The sequence below is a fragment of the Stenotrophomonas sp. SMYL11 genome (genome assembly GCF_036320005.1).
Taxonomy (GTDB): Bacteria; Pseudomonadota; Gammaproteobacteria; order Xanthomonadales; family Xanthomonadaceae; genus Stenotrophomonas; species Stenotrophomonas maltophilia_A.
Genome location: NZ_JAWIRS010000003.1, coordinates 371,320 through 395,699, shown reverse-complemented (window position 1 = coordinate 395,699; position 24,380 = coordinate 371,320). Strand labels below are relative to the sequence as shown.

Below are 24,380 nucleotides of genomic sequence, written 5' to 3'. Positions count from 1 at the left end.
CCCTCCCGTTCACGTCTGCGGCCACAACACGGCCAGCACCAGCAGTGCGAACTGCACTGCGGTCAGCAGGTACTGGCGCAGCAGCAGGCGACGCATGCCGGACCAGCGCGCATCCCAGCCGCGCAGTGGCGCATCGGGCGACGCGCGGCGCAGGCCACTGGCGTGCAGCAGCTGGTCGGTGCGGCGCGCGGCCGCGTCACCCTCCAGGCCTTCATCGCGCAGCAGCTGCAGCAGGCTGGCATCCAGCTCCACCCGCCACGCGTGGTAGATCTGTGCGATGCCCGCAGCAACACTGAGCAGCAACAGGCCGGCAGCGATCATCGCCAGCCCCGGCTCGATGCCGAGCAGCAGCAGCGCCACCAGCAACAGGCCCAGCGACAGCAGCGCGGGCCAACGTCCCTGGCGCAGCAGCAGCTGCAGGGTCGCAAGGTCGGGAACCGTGCTCATGTATGGTCTTCCCTTGCTGCAGCGATGGCGTGCAGATGCGCCGCGCCCAGCACGATGCCCGGACGTGCCGTGCGGACGATCGTCACCGCGGCATCGGTATCGGTGGCACGACCACTGCGCAACAGCCAGGCCGCCACACTGGCAGCACTGCGCGAATAGCCCAGCGCGCAACACACCAGCAGCGGTCCGTGCGCGCGCAGCCGCTCGATGACCTCGGCCGCCTCGCGCAACTGGTGCGGCGTGGGCACCACCAGGTCCAGCATCGGCACGCTGGCATACGCGGCGCCCGGCGCGTGGCAGGACAGCTCGGCACAGGTATCGACCACGCCGACCAAGGGTGCCGGCAATGCAGCGCAGGGAACACGCCCCAGCCATACACCGTCCATCACCGGCACCGGCTGCGGCGCGCGGCGCGTCCACAGCCGCGAATTGATCCAGGCCGCACCCAGGTACGGCGCCAGCAACCAGCGCGCCGCCATGGTCAGGCGACCATCGGCACGCTTCTGGAACACCGCCGCACCGAGCCCCGCATACGCCAACGCCACCAGCAGCAGCGATACCACCGGCCACAGCAGCCACAATGCCGCGCCACGCAGAAGCACCACCGGCACCAGCAATGCAGCGGCCCCCAGCACGTACAGCGCTGCCAATCGCCAACGTCTGGCATCACGCGCGGTGTGCCAGGCCCGCAACGGTGGCGTACCCTGCTCCGGCCACAGCCAGACGCACAGCCAACCGGCCAGCAGGCCGGTCGGGATATCGATGAAATGATGCTGGAACGTGGTCAGTACCGAGACACCGATCAGCAGCGCCCACACATGCAGCACCCAGCGCCAGGCACCGTGCAGGTACTGCGCGAACTTCACCCACAGCACGATCAGCAGCACGATGTGCAGCGATGGCGCCTGGTTGAACGGCTTGTCGAAGCCCAGCAGCACATCGAACAGCCAACCGAACACGCCGCTGATCTCCGGCCGCTCGAAGCTGAAGCGCAACGGCCACAGCAGGAAGCAGGTCACTGCGATCAGCTGTGCACTGAACAGCCGCAGCGCGTGCCGGTCCAGTTCCAGCCGACGCCGGCACAGGAAGAACGAGATCGCGTAGAACAGATCGATCGACCAGTACGGCACGATCGTCCACGGCACGAACGGAATGTGCGTCTCCCATGCGAACGCCATCACCGGCAGTTCGGCATGGCGGCCGGCCATCCAGTTGGCAAAGCCGTAGCTGGCGAAGAAGAACGGACCCAGCAGGGCCAGCCACAGCAGGGCGCGCCGCCAGGGGCGCCCTTCCGCGGCCAGCGGGGTTGCAGCGAGCGTCGCCATCACGCGGTCCGGCGCGCCAGCGATACGGTGAAGATGCCGAAGTCGTCGATGCGCTGCGCCACCTTCTCGAACCCGGCCAGGCGCACCAGCTCGTCCATTTCCTGCTGGGTACGGCGGCGCATCACCCACGCGGCGCCGCCACGGTGGCTGGTCAGCGCGCGGGCGATGAATTCCAGCTGCGGGTGCCAGGGTTGGCCGGTGTAGGCCAGGTAGCCACCCACCGGCACCGTTGCTGCAATGCCCTGCAGCGAGCGCAGCACCGCATCGTTGTCGGGGAACAGTTCGTACAGGCCCGATACCACGGCCAGCGTCGGTGCGGGTTCCACCTTGGCCAGCTGTGTCGGGTCGAACGCATCACCCTGCTCGAAGCGCGCGATGTCGGCCGCCCCCAGGCGCTCAATCAACGCTTGGCCCAGGGTCACGTTCAGATCACTGAAGTCGCGCAGCACGATGCGCTCGGCGCGCTGTTCGCCCTGCCCCAGCGCTTCCAGCACGTAGAGGCCATGGCCGGCGGCCACGTCCAGCACGCGCACCGGGGTGCCCTGCCCACGCAGGCGCTGGGCGGCATCGCGCAGCAGCGCCTGCAGGTGCTGGCCACGGATGCGGATGCCGCGCCAGCCGATCGCATCCAGATAGTTGCGGTCGACCATGCGCCCCAGCGGGCCCTTGCCGCGCGCCTGGTCACGATAGATGTAGTCGAGCGTGCTGCCGGAATCGAAACCGGTCTGCAGGCCCAGGGCGATGCCTTCGGACAACGTGCCGCCGAAACGCAGGCCGCCACGTACCACCCGCCAGCGCAGGTCGGCCAGGCTGTTGCGTTCCGGTGGCCAGGCCAGGATCTCCGATTCCTCGAAGGTCGGCCCATGGCGGTGCGCATCGCGCCGCGACAGCTCGCGCAGCGGCTCGGCAAACCGCGCCTGGATGAAACCGCGGATGCGCGCCAGCGCGGGCGCCCGGTCACGCTCGCCCAGGGTGTCGTGGAAGAAGCCCGGCAGGTGCACGCGCTCCTTGATCGGGCTGGACAGGCGTTCGTAGAAACGGTCCTGCGGGCCCCGGTGCACGACGAAATCCGAGCCGGACACCAGCAGCTGCACCGGCACGCTGATCGCCTGTGCGTCGGCCACGATGCGGTCGGCGGCCTCGTACAGGCCCAGCAGCACGCGCACCGAGATCGGCCGGGTGATCAGCGGATCGGTGCGGTAGCTTTCCACCCGCGCCGGATCGTGGGTCAGCCACTGCGGCTTGACGTAGCTGTTGACGAAGAAATTCCCGCGCAGCTTCTGCATCAACGCCAGCCCGGCGCGTGCGAACGGCACGTACAGCTTCACCTTGAACGCCGGCGAGGCCATCACCAGCGCGCGCAGGCGCGGCGCGTAATCGTGCACCCAGGTCGCGGCGACCACCGCCCCCACGCTCTGCGAGATCACCACGATGTCCTGCACCGCGATGCCATGCTCGGCGCCGATGTGGGCGATGAAGCTGTCCAGATCGCGCACCAGCGCCGGGAAGCCCGGTGCATCGCCACGTGCGCCCGGCGAACGGCCATTGCCGCGCGCATCCCAGGCGAAGAAGGCGGTGTCGGGCAGGTCCAGCTCATCGACCAGGTGTGTGACCCGGCCGGAATGTTCATGGCCGCGGTGCAGCAGCACGACAGCCTTGGTGGCCGGGGTTGCGGTGGTGCTCGCCCAGTACCGGTAGAACAGCGGTACCTGGTCGAAGCTGTGGAATTCCCGTTCCTGCGCCTGACGCATGCAATCTCCTGATTGTCTTTTTGTATCTGCTTGATTAATTCGGCGAAACCGCCGCTTCCCGCAGTCCGCGACGGACGCGGTTGATCATGGTCAGCATGCACAGCACCGCCATCGCAGCGGCCACGCCAGTGACCGTCATCGCGCCAACCCACTCAAACGCCAGCAGCAGGCCCAGCACGCCGATCACGAAGGCGCGATCGCTCTTGCCCATCGGGCCGTCATAGCGGCGGCTGGCACCGGCCATCAGCCCCAGCACACCGGCGTACTCGCTCAAGGCCGCGGTCCAGGCCAGCAGCCACAGGGCTTTCGGGCGCACGCCCGGCACGCTGAGCAGGCTCAGGTACAGCGCCGCATCGGCGATCACATCGCACAGCTCGTTCAGATAGGCGCCCAGCCGCGACTGCTGGCCGAACTCGCGGGCCAGCATGCCGTCCACGGCGTTGAGCGCCATGCGCAGCAGCATCCACAGCGGCAGCAGCAGGTACAGCAGCGGCTGGGCCGGCGCGCAGCACCACACGGCCGCGGCCACCAGCAGCGAGACCACGGCAGCGGCCACGGTCACCGTATTGGCGGTGATGCCCATGCGGTACAGGCCGCGTACGGCCGGACGCAACAGGTCCTGGAAACGTCCTTTCAATGCATAGATCGACATGATCTGTACCTGCTGATCCTTGGCAGTCCGGGCACAGCCTACCCGATCGGGGCGATGCCGCCCCATCGGATTGCTTGCCGTCTGCAACCAACCGGGCTGTGCCGAAGGGAGCCGCAGGGCCGCGCCGGCAGCCGATTTCGCCCGGCGGCGCCCGCCACCGGCCCCCACCGCCTACAATATCGGCCCCGCTCCGCTGCCGATTCTGTCCCATGACTGCTGATCTGTTGCCCGTCCGCCGGGCCCTCCTCTCCGTTTCCGACAAGACCGGTCTGGTCGAGCTGGCCACTGCGCTGGCGGCACGTGGCGTGGAGCTGCTGTCCACCGGCGGCACCGCCAAGGCGATCCGCGATGCGGGCCTGGCCGTGAAGGACGTGGCCGACGTCACCGGCTTCCCGGAAATGATGGACGGCCGGGTCAAGACCCTCCACCCGATGGTGCACGGCGGCCTGCTGGGCCGTTCGGGCCTGGATGATGCGGTCATGGCCGAGCACGGCATCGGTGCCATCGACCTGCTGGTGCTGAACCTGTACCCGTTCGAGTCGGTCACCGCCAAGGCCGACTGCACCCTGGCCGACGCGGTCGAGAACATCGACATCGGCGGCCCGGCCATGCTGCGCTCGGCAGCCAAGAACTTCGCCCGCGTGGCAGTGGCCACCGACCCGTCGCAGTACGCCGAGCTGCTGGCCTCGCTGGAGGCCAACAACGGCCAGCTGACGGCCGCCACCCGCTTCGCGTTCTCGGTGGCCGCGTTCAACCGCGTCGCCCAGTACGACGCCGCGATCAGCAACTACCTGTCGGCGGTCACCGCCACCGACGCTGCGGTGCCGGCGCGTACCGAGTACCCGGCGCAGATGAACTCCACCTTCGTGAAGGTGATGGACCTGCGCTACGGCGAGAACCCGCACCAGAGCGGCGCCTTCTACCGCGACCTGTACCCGGTGCCGGGCACCCTGGCCACCTTCCAGCAGCTGCAGGGCAAGGAACTGAGCTACAACAACCTGGCCGATGCCGATGCGGCGTGGGAATGCGTGCGCCAGTTCGATGCGCCGGCCTGCGTCATCGTCAAGCACGCCAACCCGTGCGGCGCGGCCGTCGGTGCCGGCAACGGCGATGCCTACGAGCTGGCCTACGCCACCGACCCGACCAGCGCCTTCGGCGGCATCATCGCCTTCAACAAGCCACTGGACGCCGCCACTGCCAAGGTGATCCTGGATCGCCAGTTCGTGGAAGTGCTGATCGCCCCGGACTACGAGCCGGCCGCGCTGGAATACGCGCAGAAGAAGGCCAACGTGCGCGTGCTGCGCATCCCGCACGGCGATGGCCTGAACAACTTCGACAGCAAGCGCGTCGGCTCGGGCCTGCTGCTGCAGTCCTCGGACAACCGCGGCATGACCCGCGACGAACTGAAGGTGGTCAGCAAGCTGGCGCCGACCGACAAGCAGTTCACCGACCTGCTGTTTGCCTGGAAGGTGGCCAAGTTCGTGAAGTCCAACGCGATCGTCTATGCCAAGGACAACCGCACCATCGGTGTCGGTGCCGGCCAGATGAGCCGCGTGTACTCGGCCCGCATCGCCGGCATCAAGGCCGCCGACGCGAACCTGGTGGTCGAGGGCTCGGTGATGGCTTCCGATGCGTTCTTCCCGTTCCGCGACGGCATCGATGCCGCCGCCGCCGCCGGTATCAAGGCGGTCATCCAGCCGGGCGGTTCGATGCGCGATGCCGAAGTGATCGCCGCCGCCGACGAACATGGCCTGGCCATGGTGTTCACCGGCGTGCGCCACTTCCGCCACTGATCTGCATCACGAAGCCGGGCCCTGCCCGGCTTTTTCTTCTCCGTACCTGAGAACCCTGTCCCATGAAGATCCTCGTCATCGGCTCCGGCGGCCGCGAACACGCCTTGGCATGGAAGCTGGCCCAGTCCTCCCGTGTCACCGAAGTGATCGTGGCGCCCGGAAACGCCGGCACTGCAAGTGAAGGCAAGTGCCGCAACGTGGCGGTGAAGGTCACCGATATCGACGGCCTGCTGGCGCTGGCCCAGGCTGAGGGCGTAGCGCTGACCGTGGTCGGCCCGGAAGTACCGCTGGTGGCCGGCGTGGTCGACCGCTTCCGCGCTGCTGGCCTGCGCATCTTCGGGCCGACCGCCGCTGCCGCGCAGCTGGAAGGCAGCAAGGCTTACGCCAAGGATTTCCTGGCCCGCCACAACATCCCCACCGCGTTCTATGCCGTGCACACCGAGGTGGGCGCCGCACTGGCGTATGTGCGCGAGAAGGGCGCCCCGATCGTGGTCAAGGCCGATGGCCTGGCCGCCGGCAAGGGCGTGATCGTGGCGATGACCCTGGCCGAAGCCGAGGACGCCGTACGTGACATGCTCTCGGGCAACGCCTTCGGCGATGCCGGCGCCCGCGTGGTGATCGAAGAGTTCCTCGACGGCGAGGAAGCCAGCTTCATCTCGTTGGTGAACGGCGTGCACGCACTGCCGATGGCCACCTCGCAGGACCACAAGCGCGTCGGCGACGGCGATACCGGCCCGAATACGGGCGGCATGGGCGCGTATTCGCCGGCCCCGGTGGTCACCCCGGAGGTGCATGCACGCGTGATGCGTGAAGTGGTGAACCCGACCGTGCAGGGCATGATTGCCGACGGCATTCCGTTCACCGGCTTCCTTTATGCAGGCCTGATGATCGATGCCAGCGGCGCGCCGAAGGTGATCGAGTTCAACGTGCGCTTCGGCGATCCGGAAACCCAGCCGGTGATGCTGCGCCTGCAGTCGGATCTGGTCGAGCTGGTGGAAGCGGCCATCGACGGCCGCCTGGACGAAGTGCAGGCACAGTGGGATGCACGCCCGTCGCTGGGCGTGGTGATGGCCGCGAAGCCCTACCCGGAAGCGCCGATCACCGGTGACGTGATTTCCGGCCTGGAGGATGTGCCGGCCAGTGCCAAGGTGTTCCATGCCGGTACAGCACTGGATGCACAGGGCCAGGTGGTCAGTGCCGGCGGCCGTGTGCTGTGCGTGGCGGCGCTGGGCAACAGCGTGCGCGATGCGCAGGCCAATGCCTATGCCGGAGTGGCCAAGGTCAGCTGGGCCAACGAATTCCACCGCAACGACATCGGCTGGCGCGCGATCGCACGGGAAGGCTGAGGTCCGGCGGCGCAGCGACGCATGGCGTGGCTCTACTGGATGAGCTCCACAAATGTGAAAGGCCCGGCATTGCCGGGCCTTTCTGCATTCCAGCGCCACCCCGCCTTACGCGGTGAACAGCGCCTTCATCTTCTTCAGCGCGTTCGCTTCAACCTGGCGGATGCGCTCGGCCGACACGCCGTACTCGTCAGCCAGTTCCTGCAGCGTCACCTTGCTGTCCGCATCCAGCCAGCGGCGGCGGATGATGTCGCGCGAGCGGGCGTCCAGCTCGGCCAGGCCTTCGCGCAGCAGCTGCATCTGGTTGTCTTCGCTATCGGCACGTTCGTAGGCCATCGACGGGTCTTCGTCGTTGGCGACCAGGAACGCAGCCGGCGACGGCGGCGCGTGCTCGTTGTCCTCGTCGGCCGGCGCATCGAAACCGATATCGCGACCGGACAGGCGCGACTCCATTTCCATGACCTCGCGTTCGGACACGTTCAGGTCCTTCGCCACCGCGCTGACCTCAGCCGCGTTCATCCAGCCCAGGCGGGTCTTGGACTTGCGCAGGTTGAAGAACAGCTTGCGCTGCGCCTTGGTGGTGGCGACCTTCACGATGCGCCAGTTCTTCAGGATGAACTCGTGCATCTCGGCACGGATCCAGTGCACGGCGAAGGAGACCAGGCGCACGCCCATGTCCGGGTCGAAGCGCTTGACCGCCTTCATCAGGCCGATGTTGCCTTCCTGGATCAGGTCGCCCAGGGCAAGGCCGTAGCCGTTGTAGCCGCGCGCCACGTGCACCACGAAGCGCAGGTGCGAATGCACCAGTTCGCGGGCGGCGTCCAGATCGTTGCCGTCGCGGAAGCGACGGGCCAGGTCCTGTTCGTCATCGACCGACAGCACCGGGATCTGGTGCACGGCACCGATGTAGGCGTCCAGCGAACCGAGCGCACTGGGAATCGGGAGATTGTTTGCCACAAGGGCAGTAGAGGTGTTCTGGCTCATAGGCACCCATCTTAGCAGTCCGGGATTTGGACTGCTAAAGGAGGAAAAAGTTCCAGCATCCTATTGATGCAACACTGGTCCCAAACAGAGCCCTACCGTAGCGCGATTTGATGACAGTGGCGAGCACGCTTTTCGGGATTCACAATCCCTTGGAATTCAATCAATTAACTGCCGGAAACCGGCCGATTCCGGTCAAGCGGAGCTGAACGGGCCGTTCTTGAGGCCCATTCAGGCCAGAAGACGTTGCCGGGTGTTCAGGCCCGGAGGCTGGCGTCGCCCCTTTACTACTAAGAAACCCGTTGACAGCCATCCAGCGACATGCTCCGATGCATCAACTAATTCATACGTAGAAGCACATGGCCCGTCCTGTCTCGCAGACTCCCACCCCCGCCGAGCAGGCCATCCTGGACATCCTCTGGGACAAGGGCGAAGCGTCCGTGCGCGAAGTGGCGGATGTGCTCGGCGAACACAAGCCGGTCGCGTACACCACGGTGCTGACCATGTTCAACGTGCTGGCGAAGAAAGGCTTCGTCAGTCATCGCCAGGAAGGTCGCGCCTACATCTACCACGCCACGCTCAGCCGCGAGCAGGCCCGCCGGCAGGCGCTCGACCATCTGCTGCATCAGTTCTTCGACGGCTCACCGAACGTGTTGGCACAGCACCTGGTGGACGAACGCGAAATCGACCGCAACGAACTGCAGGCACTGCAGCAGCGCATCAGCGATGCCAGGGCCGGGAGGAAGGAATGAACCTCATCGACATGGCGATGGCACTGGGCGTTCGGCAGTTGCTGTTGTCCGCAGTTGTGCTGCTGCCAGCGCTGTGGCTGGCACGACGGCGGGCCCTCAGTGCCGAACAACGCTCCTGGCTGCTGACCGCCGCGATGGCAGCGGCCCTGCTGTTGCCGCTCAGCGCCTTCCTGCCGGGCTGGTCGACCACCCTGCCCGCACCGGCACCGCCCGCCGCCGCGTTCCACCCCATGCCCGGCGAAGGGGCAACGGCGGGAGAGGCCATCTTCGAAGCTGGACGGCAGCCCGACATCTATTACGTCGAACTACCGAAGACCCTGCCGACAGTGCTTGCAGTGGTGTGGCTGCTGGGCACCCTGTGGCTGGGCATGCGCCTGCTGGACGCGATGCTGCACGCGCGCCGGCTGCGGCGGCTGGCACAACCGGCGTCCGCCGGACTGCGCGCGGTCCTGGCCGACATCGTGCCCGCCCACGTGAGGATCGCCACCTGCGCCGTCGACGGGCCGATGGTGGTCGGCCTGTGGCGCCCGCAGATCCTGCTGCCCCGCCCCTTGCTGGCACGGCTGGACAACAACGTGCTGCGCGACATCGTCCGCCACGAGGTTGCACACCTGGATCGACGCGATCTGTGGACAAGCACGCTGCTGCGGGCGGGAACAGCCCTGTTCTGGTGGAATCCGCTCCTGCACCTTGCCCAGGCACGCCTGGCGCTACTGCGCGAAATGGCCTGTGATGCACGCGCTGCGATGCAGGCACGCGAACCGCTGGACTATGCAGGCTCGCTGCTGGCCGGTATCGAACAGCTGCAGGCCCTGCGCGAAGAGGCGCCGACGCTTGCACTGGGCATGTTCAGTGCACGCAGCCAGCTGGCGCAGCGCATCGACCAACTGCTGGACGCCCCGTCGTACGCCCCTCGGCGCCGCAGTCTGTTGATGCTGGGCCTGCTGCTTCTGCTGGCCTGCGCCGGCACCGCGGTGGCTGTCTCACCACGACTGGCCTCACCAGCGGCCAGCACCTCCGATACGCGCGTCAACACTCTGCTCCAGGCCGCCAGCACGCATGACGTCGCGCATGTCCACGCGTTGGCGGCGGCGGGCGTCGATCTCGATGCGCGCGTGCTCGGCGATGGCACGGCGCTGATCCAGGCCATCCGCGCACGCGATCCGGTGATGGTCGACGCCCTGCTGCAGCTGGGAGCCGACCCTGATCGCGCTGCGCTGGGCGAAGGCAATCCGTTGATCGTCGCCTCCGCGCTGGGCCTGCAACCCATCGTCGAGCAGCTCGTGCAGGCGGGTGCTGATGTCAACCGGGTCGTGACCTATGACGAGACGCCGCTGATCAACGCCTCGCGCGAAGGCCACCTGGTCACCGTGCAATATCTGCTCGCGCACGGCGCCGACATCAACCTGGGGGTGGAAGCCGACGGCTGGCTGGGGCGCTGGCGGACACCGCTGAACCAGGCCGGCAACGCGGCCGTGCGCGATTACCTGCTGGCGCAGGGCGCCCGCCGCGAACGACGCTGACGCCTCCGCCGCATCGCCTCCTGCGCTGCGGCGGCAACCCGTTCCACCCGCAAAGACCGGACGCGACAGGCGTGCGTGGCAACGCCTGCGCCGATCCCGCCCCCTCTTCCACTCCTGCAAGGATGTCGATGATGAACCGCCTGTTGCTGTGTTCGCTGCTGGTCTCCCTGGCCCCGTTCCACGTGATGGCCACTGACGCCAGCGCTGAAGACGCTGCGCGCTGTGCCCAGGCAATGGCCCATGGCCTGCGCCCCAGCACGGCCCCGCTGGGCGCCGCGCTGCCGCAGTGGTCGATCGAAGAACGCCTGACCCACTACAAGGTACCGGGTGCCGCCGTTGCGGTGATCCGTGATGGCAAGGTGGTGTACGCCGCCGGATACGGCCTGCGCCAAGCCGGCACGCGCGACGCGGTGGATGCCGATACCGTGTTCTCGGTCGGCTCGGTCAGCAAGATGGGCACTGCGGCGACCACCCTGAAGCTGGTTGCTGCCGGCAAGGTCTCGCTGGAGGAAAACATCGACCATCGCCTGCGCCGCTGGCACCTGCCTGCCGATGCGCAGGGACAGCACCCGCCGATCAACCTGCGCATGCTGCTCTCTCACACCGCCGGCTTCAATGTGCATGGCTTCCAGGACTACCAGCCCGCCGAACGCCTGCCGACCTTGCTGCAGACACTGGATGGACGGGCGCCTGCAAAGAATGAACCGGTACGCCTGATCCACGCACCCGGCCAGCAGGTCGACTATTCCGGTGGCGGCTACACGGTGGTGCAGCTGGCGATCGAAGATCTGACCGGCAGAGCATTCGCTGAGGTCGCACAACGCGAGGTGTTCTCGCCACTGGGCATGTCGCGCAGCACGTATCAGAATCCCTTGCCTGCCCGCTACGGCAACGTTGCCCATGCGCACGACAACAAGGGCCTGCCGGAGGCCCTGCCACGCGGCTGGCAGAGCTTTCCGGAACAGGCGGCGTCCGGGCTGTGGACCAGCGCCAACGACATGGGCCTGTTCGTCGCAGCCCTGCTGCGCAGCATCCGCACGAAGGATGGATGGCTGCCGCAGCCATTGGCCCTGCAGATGGTCAGCGAAGTGGCGCCGGCCGGTCGTGGCCTGGGTCCTGAGCTGGCCGGCACTGGCGCCAGTCGCCGTTTCTTCCACAACGGCAGCAATGACAGCTATCACGCCGGCATTGAAGGCTACCCGGAGAGCGGCGATGGATTCGTCATCCTGACCAATGGCGACAACGGCCCCGCACTGCGCGGGGAGATCCGCAATGCCCTGTCCGATGCACTTGGCCACAACGCCAAGCCGGTCATCCGCACGCTGGATCCCGCATTGCTGGTGGATGGCTATCCGCGCTTCAGCGGCCGCTTCGTACTCGATGACACCCTGCCCATGGATCTGCGCAGTGGCCTGGCCGATTGGTTCGACGTCACTACCTTGGACGTGCAGGCGGTCGATGCTGGACTGCAGGTGCGCCTGCCCGGACGTGATACACCGGTCGCGCTGCTGCCGCTGACGCCTGTCCGCTTCCTGGCAGGGAGCGTGGGCGCGGAGCTACTGTTCCATCGCGGCGGCGATGGCAGCGTACAGGCACTGAGCGTGATCGCCGAAGGCGCGCGGGCCTACTACCGGCGCGCGGATATCGCGCCAGCGGTGGACCACTGATCCATCGCTGGCGACGCAGGGCCCATGCTCTCAGAGCGCCGAACGCGGCGGCAGCGACCAGTCGATCGGGGCCTGGCCGCGGCGCTGCAGGTACTCGTTGGCCATCGAGAAATGCTGGCAGCCGAGGAAGCCGCGGTGGGCCGACAGCGGCGACGGGTGCGGCGACTTCAGCACACGGTGGCGGCGGGTGTCGATGACCTTGCCCTTCTGCTGCGCATAGGCGCCCCAGAGCATGAACACCAGCCCTTCGCGCTCGCGGTTGAGCACATCCACGACGTGGTCGGTGAAGCCTTCCCAGCCACGGCCCTGGTGCGCACCAGCCTTGCCCTCTTCCACCGTCAGCACCGCATTGAGCAGCAGTACGCCACGCTGCGCCCACGGAATCAGGCAGCCGTGGTCCGGACGCGGGATACCGAGATCGCTCTCGATTTCCTTGTAGATGTTCAGCAACGACGGCGGCACCGGCACACCGGGCGCCACCGAGAAACTCAAACCATGCGCCTGCCCGCGGCCGTGGTACGGGTCCTGGCCAAGGATGACCACCTTCACCTGTTCGAACGGCGTAGCGTCGAACGCGGCAAAGATCTGCGGACCGGGCGGGAACACCGCCGCACCGCTGGCCTTGCGCTGGCGCAGGAAACCGGACAGCTCACGCATCTGCGGCTGCATCAGGTAATCGCCGACATGCTGCTTCCAGCTCGGCTCAAGCTGGATCGTCGGGGTGCCGGCTACTTCATCAATCATCACGCCACTTCATCGAATCAGGGGTCCATCGTTCAACCGGGCCAGGCGTAGCTGGAACAGCACCTTGGTGACCAGCAGCCGTTCTTCGATCGGCTTGAGCACCAGGTCGTTGGCACCGGACTGCAGCAGCCCGGTCTGGTTGTGCGGATTGCCATCGCCGGTCATCACCAGCACCGGCAGGCGACGCTTGCCGTAGCCGAAGTCCACGCGCACGCGCTGCACCACGTCGCGGCCGCTCAGTTCGCCCTTCAGGGTGACGTCGGTCAGCACTAGGTCGATGCGGTGGCGACTGCGGCCCAGCGACTCGGCAGTGAGCAGGGTGAACGCTTCTTCGGCGCTGACCACGTGCAGCACGTTCAACTGCTGGCGTTCCAGCATGCGCTTGGTGGCCTCGGCCACCACGCGGCTGTCCTCGATGTAGAGGATGGTGGCGCCGGGAATGGTCTGCGGCTGCACATAGCCGCGGATGAAGGTCGCCAATGCCTCGTGGCCCAGCGCCTTGTCGAAATAGTCGGTGACGTACTCGGTGAAGCGGCGCTGCTCCAGGTGCTGTTGGGCATCGCCGGAGACCACGATCACCGGCACATAGGCCTGGCCTGCGGCTTCGCGCACCATCCGCGCCAGTGCCAGGCCGTCGCCATCACGCAGGGTCAGCGAGGTGGTCACCAGATCCACCGGGCCCTGCGCCAGCGCCAGCTGCGCATCCTCGATGCTGTCGCAGCCGATCACTTCAACGCCCGGCAGGTCGCGCTGCAGGACGTCGGCGATCAGCTTGCGGACCAGCTTTGACCCATCGACCACCATCACCCGCGTCGCGGGCCCTTCAAGGTGCTTCAGCGCTTGCGGTTGCATGCCGGTCTCAGGTGTCGGTCGGGCGGGTCTGGCGAAGGAAATGGCCGGTCACCAGCCACGCCCCCAGCCAACCCAGCAGCAGCGTGCCGAGCAGGACCAGGCCGCCATGCAGCAGATCCAGGCCATGCAGCACGAACGGGCTGCCGTAGCTGCGCGAGAGTTCGGCCAGCGGCATGCGCAGGGCTGCACCGGCGGCGCCGATCAGGGCCAGTGCCACCGCGCCGGCGCCCAGGCCGTACCACGCACCCAGGTAAAGGAACGGGCGACGGATGAAGCCATCGCTGGCGCCCAGCAGCTGCAGCACGCCGATCTCTTCGCGGCGGGCCTGGATGTCCAGGCGCACGGTGTTGCCGACCACCAGCGCGGCGCCGACGCCGAGCAGTACCGACAGCACCTGCACCAGCCGTGCGCCGAACGCCAGCCAGGCATCCAGACGCTGGCGCCACAGCGCGTCGTGCTGCACCAGGTCGGCCTCGGGCAGGCTTTCCAGCGCGCGCGCCAGGCGTGCGTCATCCTTGCCCTGACCGGGGGTGATCACCAGCAGCGAGGGCAGCGGGTTGTCGTTGAGTGCATCGATCGCCTCGCCGAGGCCGGCGTCGCGCAGTTCCTGCAGGCCCTGCTCGGGCGTGCGCACGTTCACTTCGGCCACGTCGTCGCGGTCGCGCAGCTGGCCGGCCAGGCGCAGCGCGCCGGGGCCATCGACGTTGCCTTTCAGGAACACGTTGATGTCGCGCGACTGCTGCACGCTGCCGGCGAACTGCTTGAGGTTGTCCAGCGCGATCGACAGGCCCAGCGGCAGGGCCAGCGCCAGCGCCATGACCATCACCGTCAGCAGGGTCGCCCACGGCTTGCGGCAAGCGCGGCCGAGACTGAACACCACGCTGTGCACGTGGTGCTGGAACCAGACGCCCACACGCGACGGGGCGGCGGCTTCGCTGTTTTCGTTCTTCGCCATCGATTACTCCGCCAGGTCCTGCGGCGAGATGTCATCCACCAGCCGGCCGTGGTCAAGGATCAGCACGCGCTTGCGCATGCGGCGCAGCAGCGGCAGGTCGTGACTGACCACCAGCACGCTGGTGCCGCGCGCGGGCAGCTCGGCGAACAGGGCCATGATCTCAGCCGCCAGGGTCGGGTCGAGGTTGCCGGTTGGCTCATCGGCCACCAGCAGCTTGGGCTCACCGACAATGGCGCGGGCGATGCCGACGCGCTGCTGCTCACCGGCCGACAGCTGCGAGGGCAGCGCCTTCTCGCGATGGCCCAGGCCCATCCGCTCCAGCACCGAGCGCACGCGCTTGTTGATGTCGCTACGGCGGGTGCCGCGCAGGATCAGCGGCAGCGCCACGTTCTCGGCAATAGAGCGGTCCATCAGCAGCCGGTGGTCCTGGTAGACCGCGCCGACCGCGCGTCGATGGCGGGGCACGTCGCCACCGCGCACCTTCAGCAGGTTGCGCTCGTCGAACACCACCGCGCCGCGGCTGGGCCGCTCGTCCAGGTGGATCAACTTGAGCAGGGTGCTTTTGCCCGCACCGGAATGGCCGGTGACGAACAGCATCTCGCCCGGCGCGACCTCGAAGCTGACATCGGTCAGCGCCTCGTGGCCACCGGCGTACTGTTTGCTGACATTGTCGAAGCGCAGGACACTCATGCCCCGATTATGCAGGACCAGCGCGACGTCGTGGAGACGGTCACATGATCGGTAGTGCCGGCCGCTGGCCGGCAGCGGTGTGGGTTGCCGGCCAGGGTGGGTGCCGACCATTGGTCGGCACACCGGTCAAGGTCACCCGACCAACGGTCGGGTGCTACCCGCTGACAGCGCCGATCAGCTGCCCGACAGCATCCGGCGGATCTTGCGGCCGATGCGGGTCAGGAACGAATCGCCGGTATCAGCAGCCGTGCGCACCGGCTTGGCCACCACCTGCACGGGGTTGACCGGGTTGGCGCCATTGCCGGCGGCGCTCTGCACGCCCTCGGCACCTTCGACCGGACGGCCGTGGCGACGACGACGGCGCTTGCGCGGCTTGTGCTCGCCGTCCACCGCACCTTCCGGTGCGCCTTCGGCACGCGGCGGGCGCGGCGGACGCGGGGCCTGGGCAGCGGCGCCTTCGGCACCGGCGACCGGCGCGGCAGCACCCTGCTCGCCTTCCACGCGCGGCTTGCGCGGGCCACGCGGACGGCGTTCGCCACTGCGCTCACCGTCGCGGCCACCACGGCCACCACCGCCTGAACGGCCGCCACTACGGCCGCCGCCCCGACGCTCTTCCTCTGCGGCGCGGGCTTCGCGCGCTTCGCGGAAGATCTGGCCGACGCTTTCGTTGTCCTCGCCTTCCTCGCCTGCAGCCGGAGCCGGGCGTTCCGGGCGCGGCAGCGGGGTCAGCAGTTCCTTGGTCACCGGCTCGGACGGAATCTTCTGCTCGATGTAGGCCTCGATGTCCGGCAGGCCCATCGCATAGCGTTCGCAGGCGAAGCTGATCGCATCACCCTCTTCGCCCAGGCGCGCGGTACGGCCGATGCGGTGCACGTAGTCTTCGGCGTCGAACGGCAGGTCGTAGTTGTAGACGTACTTGATGCCATCGATGTGCAGGCCGCGCGCGGCCACGTCGGTGGCCACCAGGATTTCCAGCTGGCCCTTCTGGAAGCGGTTGAGCAGGCTCTCACGCTTCTTCTGCGGCACGTCGCCGGACAGCACGCCGACACGGTAACCGGCCTTTTCCAGCGAACGGGCGACGCGTTCGACGAACACCTTGGTGTTGACGAAGACCATGGTGCGCGCGCCTTCGCTACGCGACAGCAGGCCCAGCAGCAGCGGGATCTTCTCGTCGTCGGCCGGGAAATAGATGCGCTGGCGCACGCGCGCGGCGGTGATGGTCTCGGCTTCAACCACCAGCTTCTGCGGTTCGTTCATGTGCTCGTAGGCCAGCTCCAGCACGCGGTGGCTGAGGGTGGCACTGAACAGCAGGGTCTGGCGGGTGGTGCGCTCGGGCATGCGGCGCAGCAGGAAGCGGATGTCCTTGATGAAGCCCAGGTCGAACATGCGGTCGGCTTCGTCCAGCACGCAGATCTCGCAGGCGTGCAGCGAGACCACCTTGTGCTGCTTCACGTAGTCGATCAGGCGGCCCGGGGTGGCGATGATCACGTCCACGCCCTGCTGCAGCAGTTCGCGCTGCTTGTCGTAATCCACGCCGCCGTAGACCAGGGCGAAACGCAGGCCCAGGTCGGAACCGAACTTCACTGCATCCTTGTGGATCTGGATGGCCAGTTCGCGGGTCGGGGCGAGGATCAGCGCGCGCGGATCCTCCGGCTTGCGGTCGGCCAGGGCCGGACGCGTCAGCAGGCGGTTCACGACAGCGACCAGGAAGGCCAGGGTCTTGCCGGTGCCGGTCTGGGCCTGGCCGGCAACATCACCACCGGGCAGCGCGACCGGCAGGGTCAGCGCCTGGATCGGGGTGCAGCGGGTGAATCCGGCTCCTTCAAGGCCGGCCTGCAGGGCCGGATGCAACTCGAAGGAGGAGAAGGTCAAATCGGTCAGCGGTTTGTCGCTCATGAGTCCGTCTTGGTATGGCCGCCGGCCCACGGGGCGGCTGGCACTTCAGCGTCTAGGGGCACCGTCGCAAACTGCGGCCCCTGCGGCGGGTTGGCAGGCTGGGACCACCCGGTCCGCGCGCCGCACAATGCCCCAGTTTAACGCACTCGGGCCGGCAAACCGGAATGACCTGTCTCACAATGTCAAGAGACGGCCTCCTTCACCCAGCCACACCGGACTTGAACGGCCCTGACAGGGCCGCTGGTGTCGCCCGCTGCCAGCCCCATGTACAGGAAGACAGTGAAATCCGACACATACCAGGCATCGAAGCGATCACGATACGCTGGGTTCCAGCCGGCGCCTGTCCCCGCCCTGCGATAGGGGTACACTGCCGGGCGTGAGCGTCCAGGCATCCCGCCGAACGCACCGCGGCAGTGCGCCGCGAGGCAACGACGAGGGTCGCGCCACCGGGCATGGCCCAGTTCACCCACCTCCGGCATGGCCGGGTGCAATCCAAGACGAGAAACCAAGATGAGCGACAAGGTTGTACATGTCGGCGACGCCGACTTTGATAGCGCAGTGCTGAATTCCAAGGAACCGGTGCTGGTCGATTTCTGGGCCGAGTGGTGTGGCCCGTGCAAGATGATCGCCCCGGCGCTGGACGAACTGGCCGATGCCTACCAGGGCCGCGCCAAGATCGCCAAGGTCAACGTCGACCACAACCGTGCGCTGGCCGCCAAGTACCACGTGCGTTCGATTCCGTACCTGGTCGTGTTCAAGGACGGCGAGAAGGTCGGCGAGCAGATCGGTGCGGTGGGCAAGGCCCAGCTGGCTGGCCTGCTGGACAAGGCCCTGGCCTGATCCTGCTGTTCTCCGGCAGCCGCCGACCGCGGCTGCCGGCGGGCGCCCCGCGCCCATGATGAATGCTGCTCCCGGCGACCCTTGCGTGGCGCCGCAGGCCGATGATAGTGTCGGCATATCCGGCCGCGTTCGCGTGCCGCACCCTCTGGACGCAGTTTCTTCCAGACCCATTCCCAACGTTCGCCGCCCCAGCCGGGCGCTCGCACCTTCAAGCGAGGAATAACGCTCTTGTCCGATAACACTTCCGAAACCGGCAGCGCCGATGCGCCCGCCGAAAAGCGCGTGCGCAAGCCCCGCGTGAGCAAGGCCGCCGCTCCGGCAGCCGCCGAAACCAGCGCCGCGCCGGCGCAGCCGACCCTGCCGCTGGCCGCCGCGCCCGAGGCACCGGCTGCTGCCCCTGCACCGAGCGCGCCCGCCGCCGAGGCCCCTGCCAGCAGTGGCGGTGGCGAAGGCGGTGAGGGTCGCGAATCCGGCCAGCCGCGCCAGCAGAACCACCAGGGGGGCGGCCAGAACCAGGGCCAGAACCCGTACAACCAGAACGGCCAGCAGGGCCAGGGGCAAGGTCAGGGCAACCGCCGTGACCGCTTCCGCAACCGCCGCGACCGTGACCGCAACAACCGCTTCCGCGACGATGGCCTGCCCAACGACGGCGGCGAGCAGCAGCCGTTCGTGCCGCGCCCGCACGCCAACGTACCCGAGGGCTTCCCGGTCTACTCGCTGAGCGACCTCAAGCGCATGCCGGCACAGAAGCTGCTGGAAATCGCCGAGCAGCTGCAGATCTCCGAAGGCGTGGCCCGTGCCCGCAAGCAGGACGTGATCTTCGCCCTGCTGAAGGTGCTGACCCGCCACGGTGACGGCGTCGCCGCCGACGGCGTGCTGGAAATCCTGCCGGACGGCTTCGGCTTCCTGCGCGCGGCCGAAGCCAGCTACCTGGCCGGCCCGGACGACACCTACATCTCGCCCAGCCAGATCCGCCGCTTCAACCTGCGCACCGGCGACCACATCTCCGGCCGCATCCGCTTCCCGAAGGACGGCGAGCGCTACTTCGCGCTGAACATCGTCGACACCATCAACGGCGAGCCGATCGAAGCGTCGAAGAACAAGGTGCTGTTCGAGAACCTGACCGCACTGTTCCCGCGCCGCCGCTTCACCCTGGAGCGTGGCAACGGTTCGTCGGAAGACATCACCGGCCGCATCCTCGACCTGATGGCCCCGCAGGGCAAGGGCCAGCGCTCGCTCATCGTGTCGCAGCCGAAGGCCGGCAAGACCATGATGATGCAGCAGGTCGCCACCGCCATCACCACCAACCACCCTGACGTGCACCTGATCGTGCTGCTGATCGACGAGCGCCCGGAAGAAGTGACCGAGATGCAGCGCACCGTGCGCGGCGAGGTCATCAGTTCGACCTTCGACGAGCCGGCCGCGCGCCACGTGCAGGTGGCCGAAATGGTCATCGAGCGCGCCAAGCGCCTGGTCGAGCACAAGAAGGACGTGGTGATCCTGCTCGACTCGATCACCCGCCTGGCCCGCGCCTACAACAACGTGGTGCCGAGCTCGGGCAAGGTGCTGACCGGTGGTGTGGACGCCAACGCCCTGCACCGCCCGAAGCGCTTCTTCGGTGCCGCGCGCAACGTGGAAGAAGGCGGCAGCCTGACCATCATCGCCACCGCGCTGGTCGACACCGGCTCGAAGATGGACGAGGTGATCTACGAAGAGTTCAAGGGCACCGGCAACAGCGAAGTGCACCTGAGCCGCCGTATCGCTGAAAAGCGCGTGTTCCCGGCCATCGACATCAACCGTTCCGGCACCCGCCGCGAAGACCTGCTGATCGAACCGGAGCTGCTGCAGAAGATCTGGATCCTGCGCAAGCTGCTGCATCCGATGGATGAAATGGCCGCGATGGAATTCCTGCTGGACAAGATGAAGAACACCAAGTCCAACGACGAGTTCTTCGGTTCGATGAAGCGCTGATCCCTGGCGCTGCATCAGAAGAAACCTGCCGTTCGCTGCGGCAGGTTTTTTTTTGCCTGCAGGGCGACGCACTTCACTTCGCTCGCGCCCGCTTTTGGCGATAATCCGCGCGATACCCTGCCCGGCCCCCGTGGGCCCTGCCACCGACTCCCGCTGTCGCCCCTTCCGGAGAACCGGTCGGGTCCAGCCTCCTGCCGGATCCGTCGACGCATGCGAACGCTGTCTCCCCGCCTCAACCTGGGCAAGCTGATCCTCGCCCTGGCCCTGCTCAGTGCCATCATCGCCCTGGCCAACACCCTGCTGGCCAGCTACCGGGTGCAGCGCGACCAGCTGGTCGGCAACACCCTGGAAGCCAACCGCGTCTATGCCACCAAGCTGGCCGAGACCACCCAGAACTTCCTGCTGGCTGCGCAGCAGCAGCTGGCCTATGCAGCCACCCGGCTCGGCCAGGACGACCTTGATCCGAAGCAGGCCCAGGATGAAGCCAGCCGCCTGCAGCTGCAGTCCAGCAGCTTCAACTCCTCGCTGGTGGTGGACGCCGACGGCCTGGTGATCGCCACCTCGCCGCAGACCCTGCAGCTGCAGGGTGAGGTGCTACACAGTGTTGGCAACAACGCGGCACTGGCGGCGCGCCAGCCGATGATCAGCGATCCCTACCAATCGGCCACCGGCAAGCTGCTGGTGTCGCTATCGCACCCGATCTTCGACCGCCAGGGCCGCTATCGCGGCTATGTAAGCGGCACCCTGTACCTGCGCCAGCGCAGTGCACTGCACACGCTGCTGGGCAAGCACTACTACCGCGACGGTTCCTACCTGTACGTGGTGGACCGCAATGGCCGCCTGCTGTACCACGCCGATGGCAAGCGGGTGGGTGACTACGTGGTCGGCAACCCGGCGGTGAAGGCCGTGGTGCGCGGAGAACGGGGCGCACAGCAGGTACGCAACAACCGCGGCGTGTCGATGCTGGCCGGCTATGCACCGGTGGCGGCCACCGGCTGGGGCATCATCGCGCAGCGCCCGACCGAGGCCACCCTGCAGCCGCTGTCGCGGTTGATGACCGCAGTGATCTGGAATGCGATTCCACTCGGCCTGCTGTCGCTGCTGGTCACCTGGTGGTTCGCGCGCCGCATTTCGATGCCGCTGTGGCAGCTGGCGCGCAACGTGCAGGGCGGCGAGGACACCGGCAACGCGATCAACCACGTCAGCGGCATCCGCGCCTGGTACTTCGAGGTCGCCCAGCTCAAGCAGGCGGTGCTGCACAGCTTCAATGCGCTGCAGGATCGTATCGGCACGCTCAACCGTGCCAGCCGCACCGACCCGCTGACCGGCCTGCTCAACCGCCGCGGGCTGCAGCAGGCGCTGGACGCGCTGCAGGTGCAGGGCATTCCGTTCGCGATCCTGGCGCTGGACATCGATCGCTTCAAGTCGATCAACGACAGCTACGGGCATGACGTCGGCGACAACGCCATCGTCCACATCGCCGACCAGATGCGCCGCTACTCGCGCGACAGCGACATCCTCTGCCGCGCCGGCGGCGAGGAATTCCTGCTGCTGCTGCCGGGCATCAGTACTGAATCGGCCCGCCAAGCCGGTGAACGCCTGCGCCAGCACATCGCCGACCATCCGTTCGAACCGGTCGGCACCATCACCGTATCGATGGGCGTGGCCCACTTCCCCAGCTTCCACGTCGACGCCGAGCAGGCATTGCGGCTGGCCGACAAGGCCCTGTACATGGCCAAGGAACAGGGCCGCAACCGGGTGGTGGTGTACCCGTACGCCGACTGAGAAAATCGCCGGATGCTCAGTGGCCTGGTTGCGCACGACCGCACTACCCCACGGCACGCTACAGCCTGTCGTGGTACGGAAACCTGACAGCCGGTTCACGCCAGCCGGTGTGCGCCCGCGTAGGGCGGCGTGTCCGGATAATCACCCCGGGCGAAGCGTTCCTGCAGGCCCTGCCACCAGCCCGGGTCGAACAGGTGCCGGTAGTGCTCGCGCACAGCTGCCAGCTCCGCAGGAGGCAGGCCCATGAACGGACCGAAGCGCTCGGGAAACACGTCGCGCGGACCGACATGGAACCACGGCTCGTCGGCCATCGCTTCCTCCGGCGTGTGTGGCTGCGGCCAGGCGCGGAACACGCAGTCGCTGACCAGGCACAGCTCGTCATAGTCATAGAACACGGCCCGGCCGTGCCGTGACACACCGAAGTTCTTCGGCAGCATGTCGCCGGGGAAGATATTGTTGCGCGCCATGTCGGTGATCGCCTGCGCGTAGTCGAGCACCGCCGCGCGCACCGCCTCGCCGGACTGCTCGCGCAGGTACAGGTTCAAAGGACGGAAACGCCGTTGCACATAGCACAGTGCGACTTCGACCTCGTCGCCATCGACACGTACGCTCTGCGCGCACTGCTGCAGCAGCTCTTCCAGCAGGGCCGGCGCGAAGCGCTCGCGCGGGAAACGCAGGTGGCGATAAGGCTGCGCATCGAGCAGGCGGCCGACACGATCAAGGTTGAACACCAGTGCGTACTTCTCCTCCACCTGTTGCCGCGACATCGATTTGGGCCAGGCAAAGCGGTCACGGATCAGCTTGAACACCAGCGGATAGCTGGGCAGCGTGAACACCGCCATGACCATGCCCGGCGTGCCTTCGGCATGCACCAGCCGTTCCTGCGGATGCTCGTTGAAGTGGCGGAAGAAGGTACGATAGCGCTCGGTCTTGCCCTGCTTGGCACGTCCCAGCACCGTGTAGATCTCGTCGATCGGCTTGCCCGGCAGCAGGCTGCGCAGGAACACCACGGCATCGCCCACCGTGGCCAGATCGGCCTGGAAATAGCTGCGCGACACGCCGAACAGGTGGGCGACATCACGGCGCCGGGTCAGTACCGCATCGGCACGCAGGCCACGCTCGTCATTGACCAGGGCGATCACGCACGGCGAGAAGCGATGCTCGCCGAATACACGTCCAACCAGATAAGCGCGGCGCTCGCGGTAGAACACGGTGTCGAGCAGTTCGATGCTGCGTACCGGCGTGTCCCCCCAATGGGCGAGGTCGTCCTGCAGGCGCACGGCGATGGCCGCCGCACAGCGCAGCTGGTGCGCATATGGAATGTCGAAACGATAGTCGGCCAATACGCGTTGCAGGGCCTCCACCGGCCGCGTCGGCGAGACGGCATAGGTATGCCGCGCGACGGGATGGGTGATCGCATCGGACGGCTCGACGTCGAAAGCAATGAATTCCAGCGCCGGGTCCACGCCGCGGGTAGCGAACAGCCGCCGCGACAACGTGTTGTAGAAGGTCTTGTACAGCTCGGCGTCGATCAGGCCCTGCAGCAGCGCGCTGTACTGCGCGTGCACCTGCAGCCACAGCGCGCGCTCACCGATCGCGTCACCGGCGAGGCGACGCAACGCATCCATCTGCTCGGCGATGCACAGGTCGTACAGGGCGATGCGCTCGACCGCATCCTGTCGCGCACCGGCCCAGTCGCGCTGCTCGAAGCGCTGCCGCGCGCGCGCAGTGATCGCCGCGAAGCGGGCATGGTACTGCTCGAAACCATCGCGGATGGCACCGGCGATACGCGGCGCGAGTTCGGCAGCGATGTCAGGCTGGGACATGCACGGCTCGGCAGGGAGACGGGCATCCACCATACGCCGGCGTGGGGTGCCTTGTGTAGAGCCGAGCCCATGCTCGGCTGCTGCGGTTCTGTAGAGTCGAGCTTGCTCGACTGCTTCTGGCAGAAGTCGAGCAAGCTCGACTCTACGAAAGGCCGTAGCAGAAACAGCCGAGCATGGGCTCGGCTCTACAGACGCCGGTGGCTCAGATCGCCAGTTCGGCCTCCACGTCCTGCACCTTGCGCCGGGCCAATGCCAGGTTGGACTTGGTCCGGTCCAGCACGATGTAAAAGAACAGGCCCTTCTTCTTCGCCACCGGGCGCATGATGTGGTAGGCCTTGCCCAGCGAGATCAGGATGTCCTCGATGCTGTCGTTGAGGTTCAGCGACGCGGCGGTCTTCATCTTGGCGCGGATCACTTCGGTGTTGCCGGCGGCGGCCACTTCCATGTCCATGCCGGCCCCGGCTTCGCCCAGCAGCATGCCGCTTTCGTAGTCGACCAGCGCCACTGCCTGCGCGCCGTCGATGCCCATCAGTGCGTTCAACGATTCATTCAATCCAGCCACGTGGCACCCCTTGTCGATGTTGGTT

General features: G+C 67.2%; 20 protein-coding genes. 8 read left to right on the top strand and 12 right to left on the bottom strand.

Annotation, left to right across the window (positions count from 1 at the left end; genetic code table 11):
• Positions 1–9: 9 nt before the first annotated feature.
• Genes V3B46_RS08645 through V3B46_RS08630 form a run of 4 tightly spaced genes read right to left on the bottom strand, consistent with a single transcriptional unit; the run spans position 10 to position 4,175 of the window.
• Positions 10–447 (bottom strand): hypothetical protein, encoded by a 438-nt coding sequence (locus V3B46_RS08645; protein WP_154264608.1) that lies wholly within the window; start codon positions 445–447, stop codon positions 10–12.
• Entirely contained in the window at positions 444–1,772 is a 1,329-nt protein-coding gene (locus V3B46_RS08640; RefSeq protein WP_329891682.1) for a phosphatase PAP2/dual specificity phosphatase family protein, read from the bottom strand. The genes V3B46_RS08645 and V3B46_RS08640 overlap by 4 nt, the downstream gene beginning before the upstream one ends.
• Entirely contained in the window at positions 1,772–3,523 is a 1,752-nt protein-coding gene (locus V3B46_RS08635) for a bifunctional alpha/beta hydrolase/class I SAM-dependent methyltransferase (protein WP_329891681.1), read from the bottom strand. Before V3B46_RS08635 ends, V3B46_RS08640 begins: the two co-directional genes overlap by 1 nt.
• A 34-nt stretch (positions 3,524–3,557) precedes the next feature.
• Positions 3,558–4,175: a CDP-alcohol phosphatidyltransferase family protein gene (locus tag V3B46_RS08630; protein WP_329891680.1), complete on the bottom strand. Its 618-nt coding sequence runs from the start codon at positions 4,173–4,175 to the stop codon at positions 3,558–3,560.
• A gap of 209 nt (positions 4,176–4,384) precedes the next feature.
• On the opposite strand from V3B46_RS08630, the gene purH reads away from it, so the two are divergent.
• Both purH and purD read left to right on the top strand, forming a co-directional pair.
• Positions 4,385–5,968, top strand: a complete 1,584-nt coding sequence (gene purH / locus V3B46_RS08625; RefSeq protein WP_329891679.1) for a bifunctional phosphoribosylaminoimidazolecarboxamide formyltransferase/IMP cyclohydrolase — start codon at positions 4,385–4,387, stop codon at positions 5,966–5,968.
• Between the two features lie 62 nt (positions 5,969–6,030).
• Positions 6,031–7,314: a phosphoribosylamine--glycine ligase gene (gene purD, locus V3B46_RS08620; protein WP_329891678.1), complete on the top strand. Its 1,284-nt coding sequence runs from the start codon at positions 6,031–6,033 to the stop codon at positions 7,312–7,314.
• A 105-nt stretch (positions 7,315–7,419) separates the two neighbouring features.
• Here purD and rpoH read toward each other — a convergent pair whose 3' ends face one another.
• Positions 7,420–8,295 carry an RNA polymerase sigma factor RpoH gene (gene rpoH / locus V3B46_RS08615; protein ID WP_049424102.1) on the bottom strand — a complete coding sequence of 292 codons (876 nt, stop codon included), beginning with the start codon at positions 8,293–8,295 and terminating at the stop codon, positions 7,420–7,422.
• 356 nt (positions 8,296–8,651) lie between these two features.
• Here rpoH and V3B46_RS08610 point away from each other — a divergent pair, with 356 nt between their 5' ends.
• From V3B46_RS08610 to V3B46_RS08600, 3 genes are all read left to right on the top strand, one after another.
• A complete protein-coding gene (locus tag V3B46_RS08610) occupies positions 8,652–9,044 on the top strand; it encodes a BlaI/MecI/CopY family transcriptional regulator (protein WP_100474111.1) in 393 nt (130 codons plus the stop codon).
• Positions 9,041–10,567, top strand: a complete 1,527-nt coding sequence (locus V3B46_RS08605; RefSeq protein ID WP_329891677.1) for a M56 family metallopeptidase — start codon at positions 9,041–9,043, stop codon at positions 10,565–10,567. Before V3B46_RS08610 ends, V3B46_RS08605 begins: the two co-directional genes overlap by 4 nt.
• A gap of 131 nt (positions 10,568–10,698) precedes the next feature.
• Positions 10,699–12,234, top strand: coding sequence for a serine hydrolase domain-containing protein (locus tag V3B46_RS08600; RefSeq protein WP_329891676.1), 1,536 nt, complete (start codon positions 10,699–10,701; stop codon positions 12,232–12,234).
• A gap of 30 nt (positions 12,235–12,264) precedes the next feature.
• On the opposite strand, the gene ung is transcribed toward V3B46_RS08600, so the two are convergent.
• The 5 genes from ung to rhlB all read right to left on the bottom strand — a co-directional run bounded on the left by ung (position 12,265) and on the right by rhlB (position 17,371).
• Positions 12,265–12,978, bottom strand: coding sequence for a uracil-DNA glycosylase (ung, locus tag V3B46_RS08595; protein WP_329891675.1), 714 nt, complete (start codon positions 12,976–12,978; stop codon positions 12,265–12,267).
• 9 nt (positions 12,979–12,987) lie between these two features.
• Positions 12,988–13,830 carry a response regulator gene (locus V3B46_RS08590; RefSeq protein ID WP_032129540.1) on the bottom strand — a complete coding sequence of 281 codons (843 nt, stop codon included), beginning with the start codon at positions 13,828–13,830 and terminating at the stop codon, positions 12,988–12,990.
• Between the two features lie 7 nt (positions 13,831–13,837).
• Positions 13,838–14,785 (bottom strand): permease-like cell division protein FtsX, encoded by a 948-nt coding sequence (ftsX, locus tag V3B46_RS08585; protein WP_014038703.1) that lies wholly within the window; start codon positions 14,783–14,785, stop codon positions 13,838–13,840.
• Between the two features lie 3 nt (positions 14,786–14,788).
• Entirely contained in the window at positions 14,789–15,475 is a 687-nt protein-coding gene (ftsE, locus tag V3B46_RS08580) for a cell division ATP-binding protein FtsE (protein ID WP_032129538.1), read from the bottom strand.
• 174 nt (positions 15,476–15,649) lie between these two features.
• Positions 15,650–17,371 carry an ATP-dependent RNA helicase RhlB gene (rhlB, locus tag V3B46_RS08575; protein WP_329891674.1) on the bottom strand — a complete coding sequence of 574 codons (1,722 nt, stop codon included), beginning with the start codon at positions 17,369–17,371 and terminating at the stop codon, positions 15,650–15,652.
• A gap of 510 nt (positions 17,372–17,881) precedes the next feature.
• Here rhlB and trxA point away from each other — a divergent pair.
• From trxA to V3B46_RS08560, 3 genes are all read left to right on the top strand, one after another.
• On the top strand, positions 17,882–18,211 hold the full coding sequence (gene trxA, locus V3B46_RS08570; protein WP_005411275.1) for a thioredoxin: 330 nt from the start codon (positions 17,882–17,884) through the stop codon (positions 18,209–18,211).
• A gap of 228 nt (positions 18,212–18,439) precedes the next feature.
• Positions 18,440–20,182: a transcription termination factor Rho gene (gene rho / locus V3B46_RS08565; protein WP_029379723.1), complete on the top strand. Its 1,743-nt coding sequence runs from the start codon at positions 18,440–18,442 to the stop codon at positions 20,180–20,182.
• Between the two features lie 210 nt (positions 20,183–20,392).
• On the top strand, positions 20,393–21,967 hold the full coding sequence (locus V3B46_RS08560; protein ID WP_154264621.1) for a sensor domain-containing diguanylate cyclase: 1,575 nt from the start codon (positions 20,393–20,395) through the stop codon (positions 21,965–21,967).
• 95 nt (positions 21,968–22,062) lie between these two features.
• Here V3B46_RS08560 and aceK read toward each other — a convergent pair whose 3' ends face one another.
• Positions 22,063–23,793, bottom strand: a complete 1,731-nt coding sequence (gene aceK, locus V3B46_RS08555; protein WP_329891673.1) for a bifunctional isocitrate dehydrogenase kinase/phosphatase — start codon at positions 23,791–23,793, stop codon at positions 22,063–22,065.
• Positions 23,794–23,995: 202 nt separating this feature from the next.
• Positions 23,996–24,355 carry a hypothetical protein gene (locus tag V3B46_RS08550; protein WP_005419760.1) on the bottom strand — a complete coding sequence of 120 codons (360 nt, stop codon included), beginning with the start codon at positions 24,353–24,355 and terminating at the stop codon, positions 23,996–23,998.
• Positions 24,356–24,380: the final 25 nt, after the last annotated feature.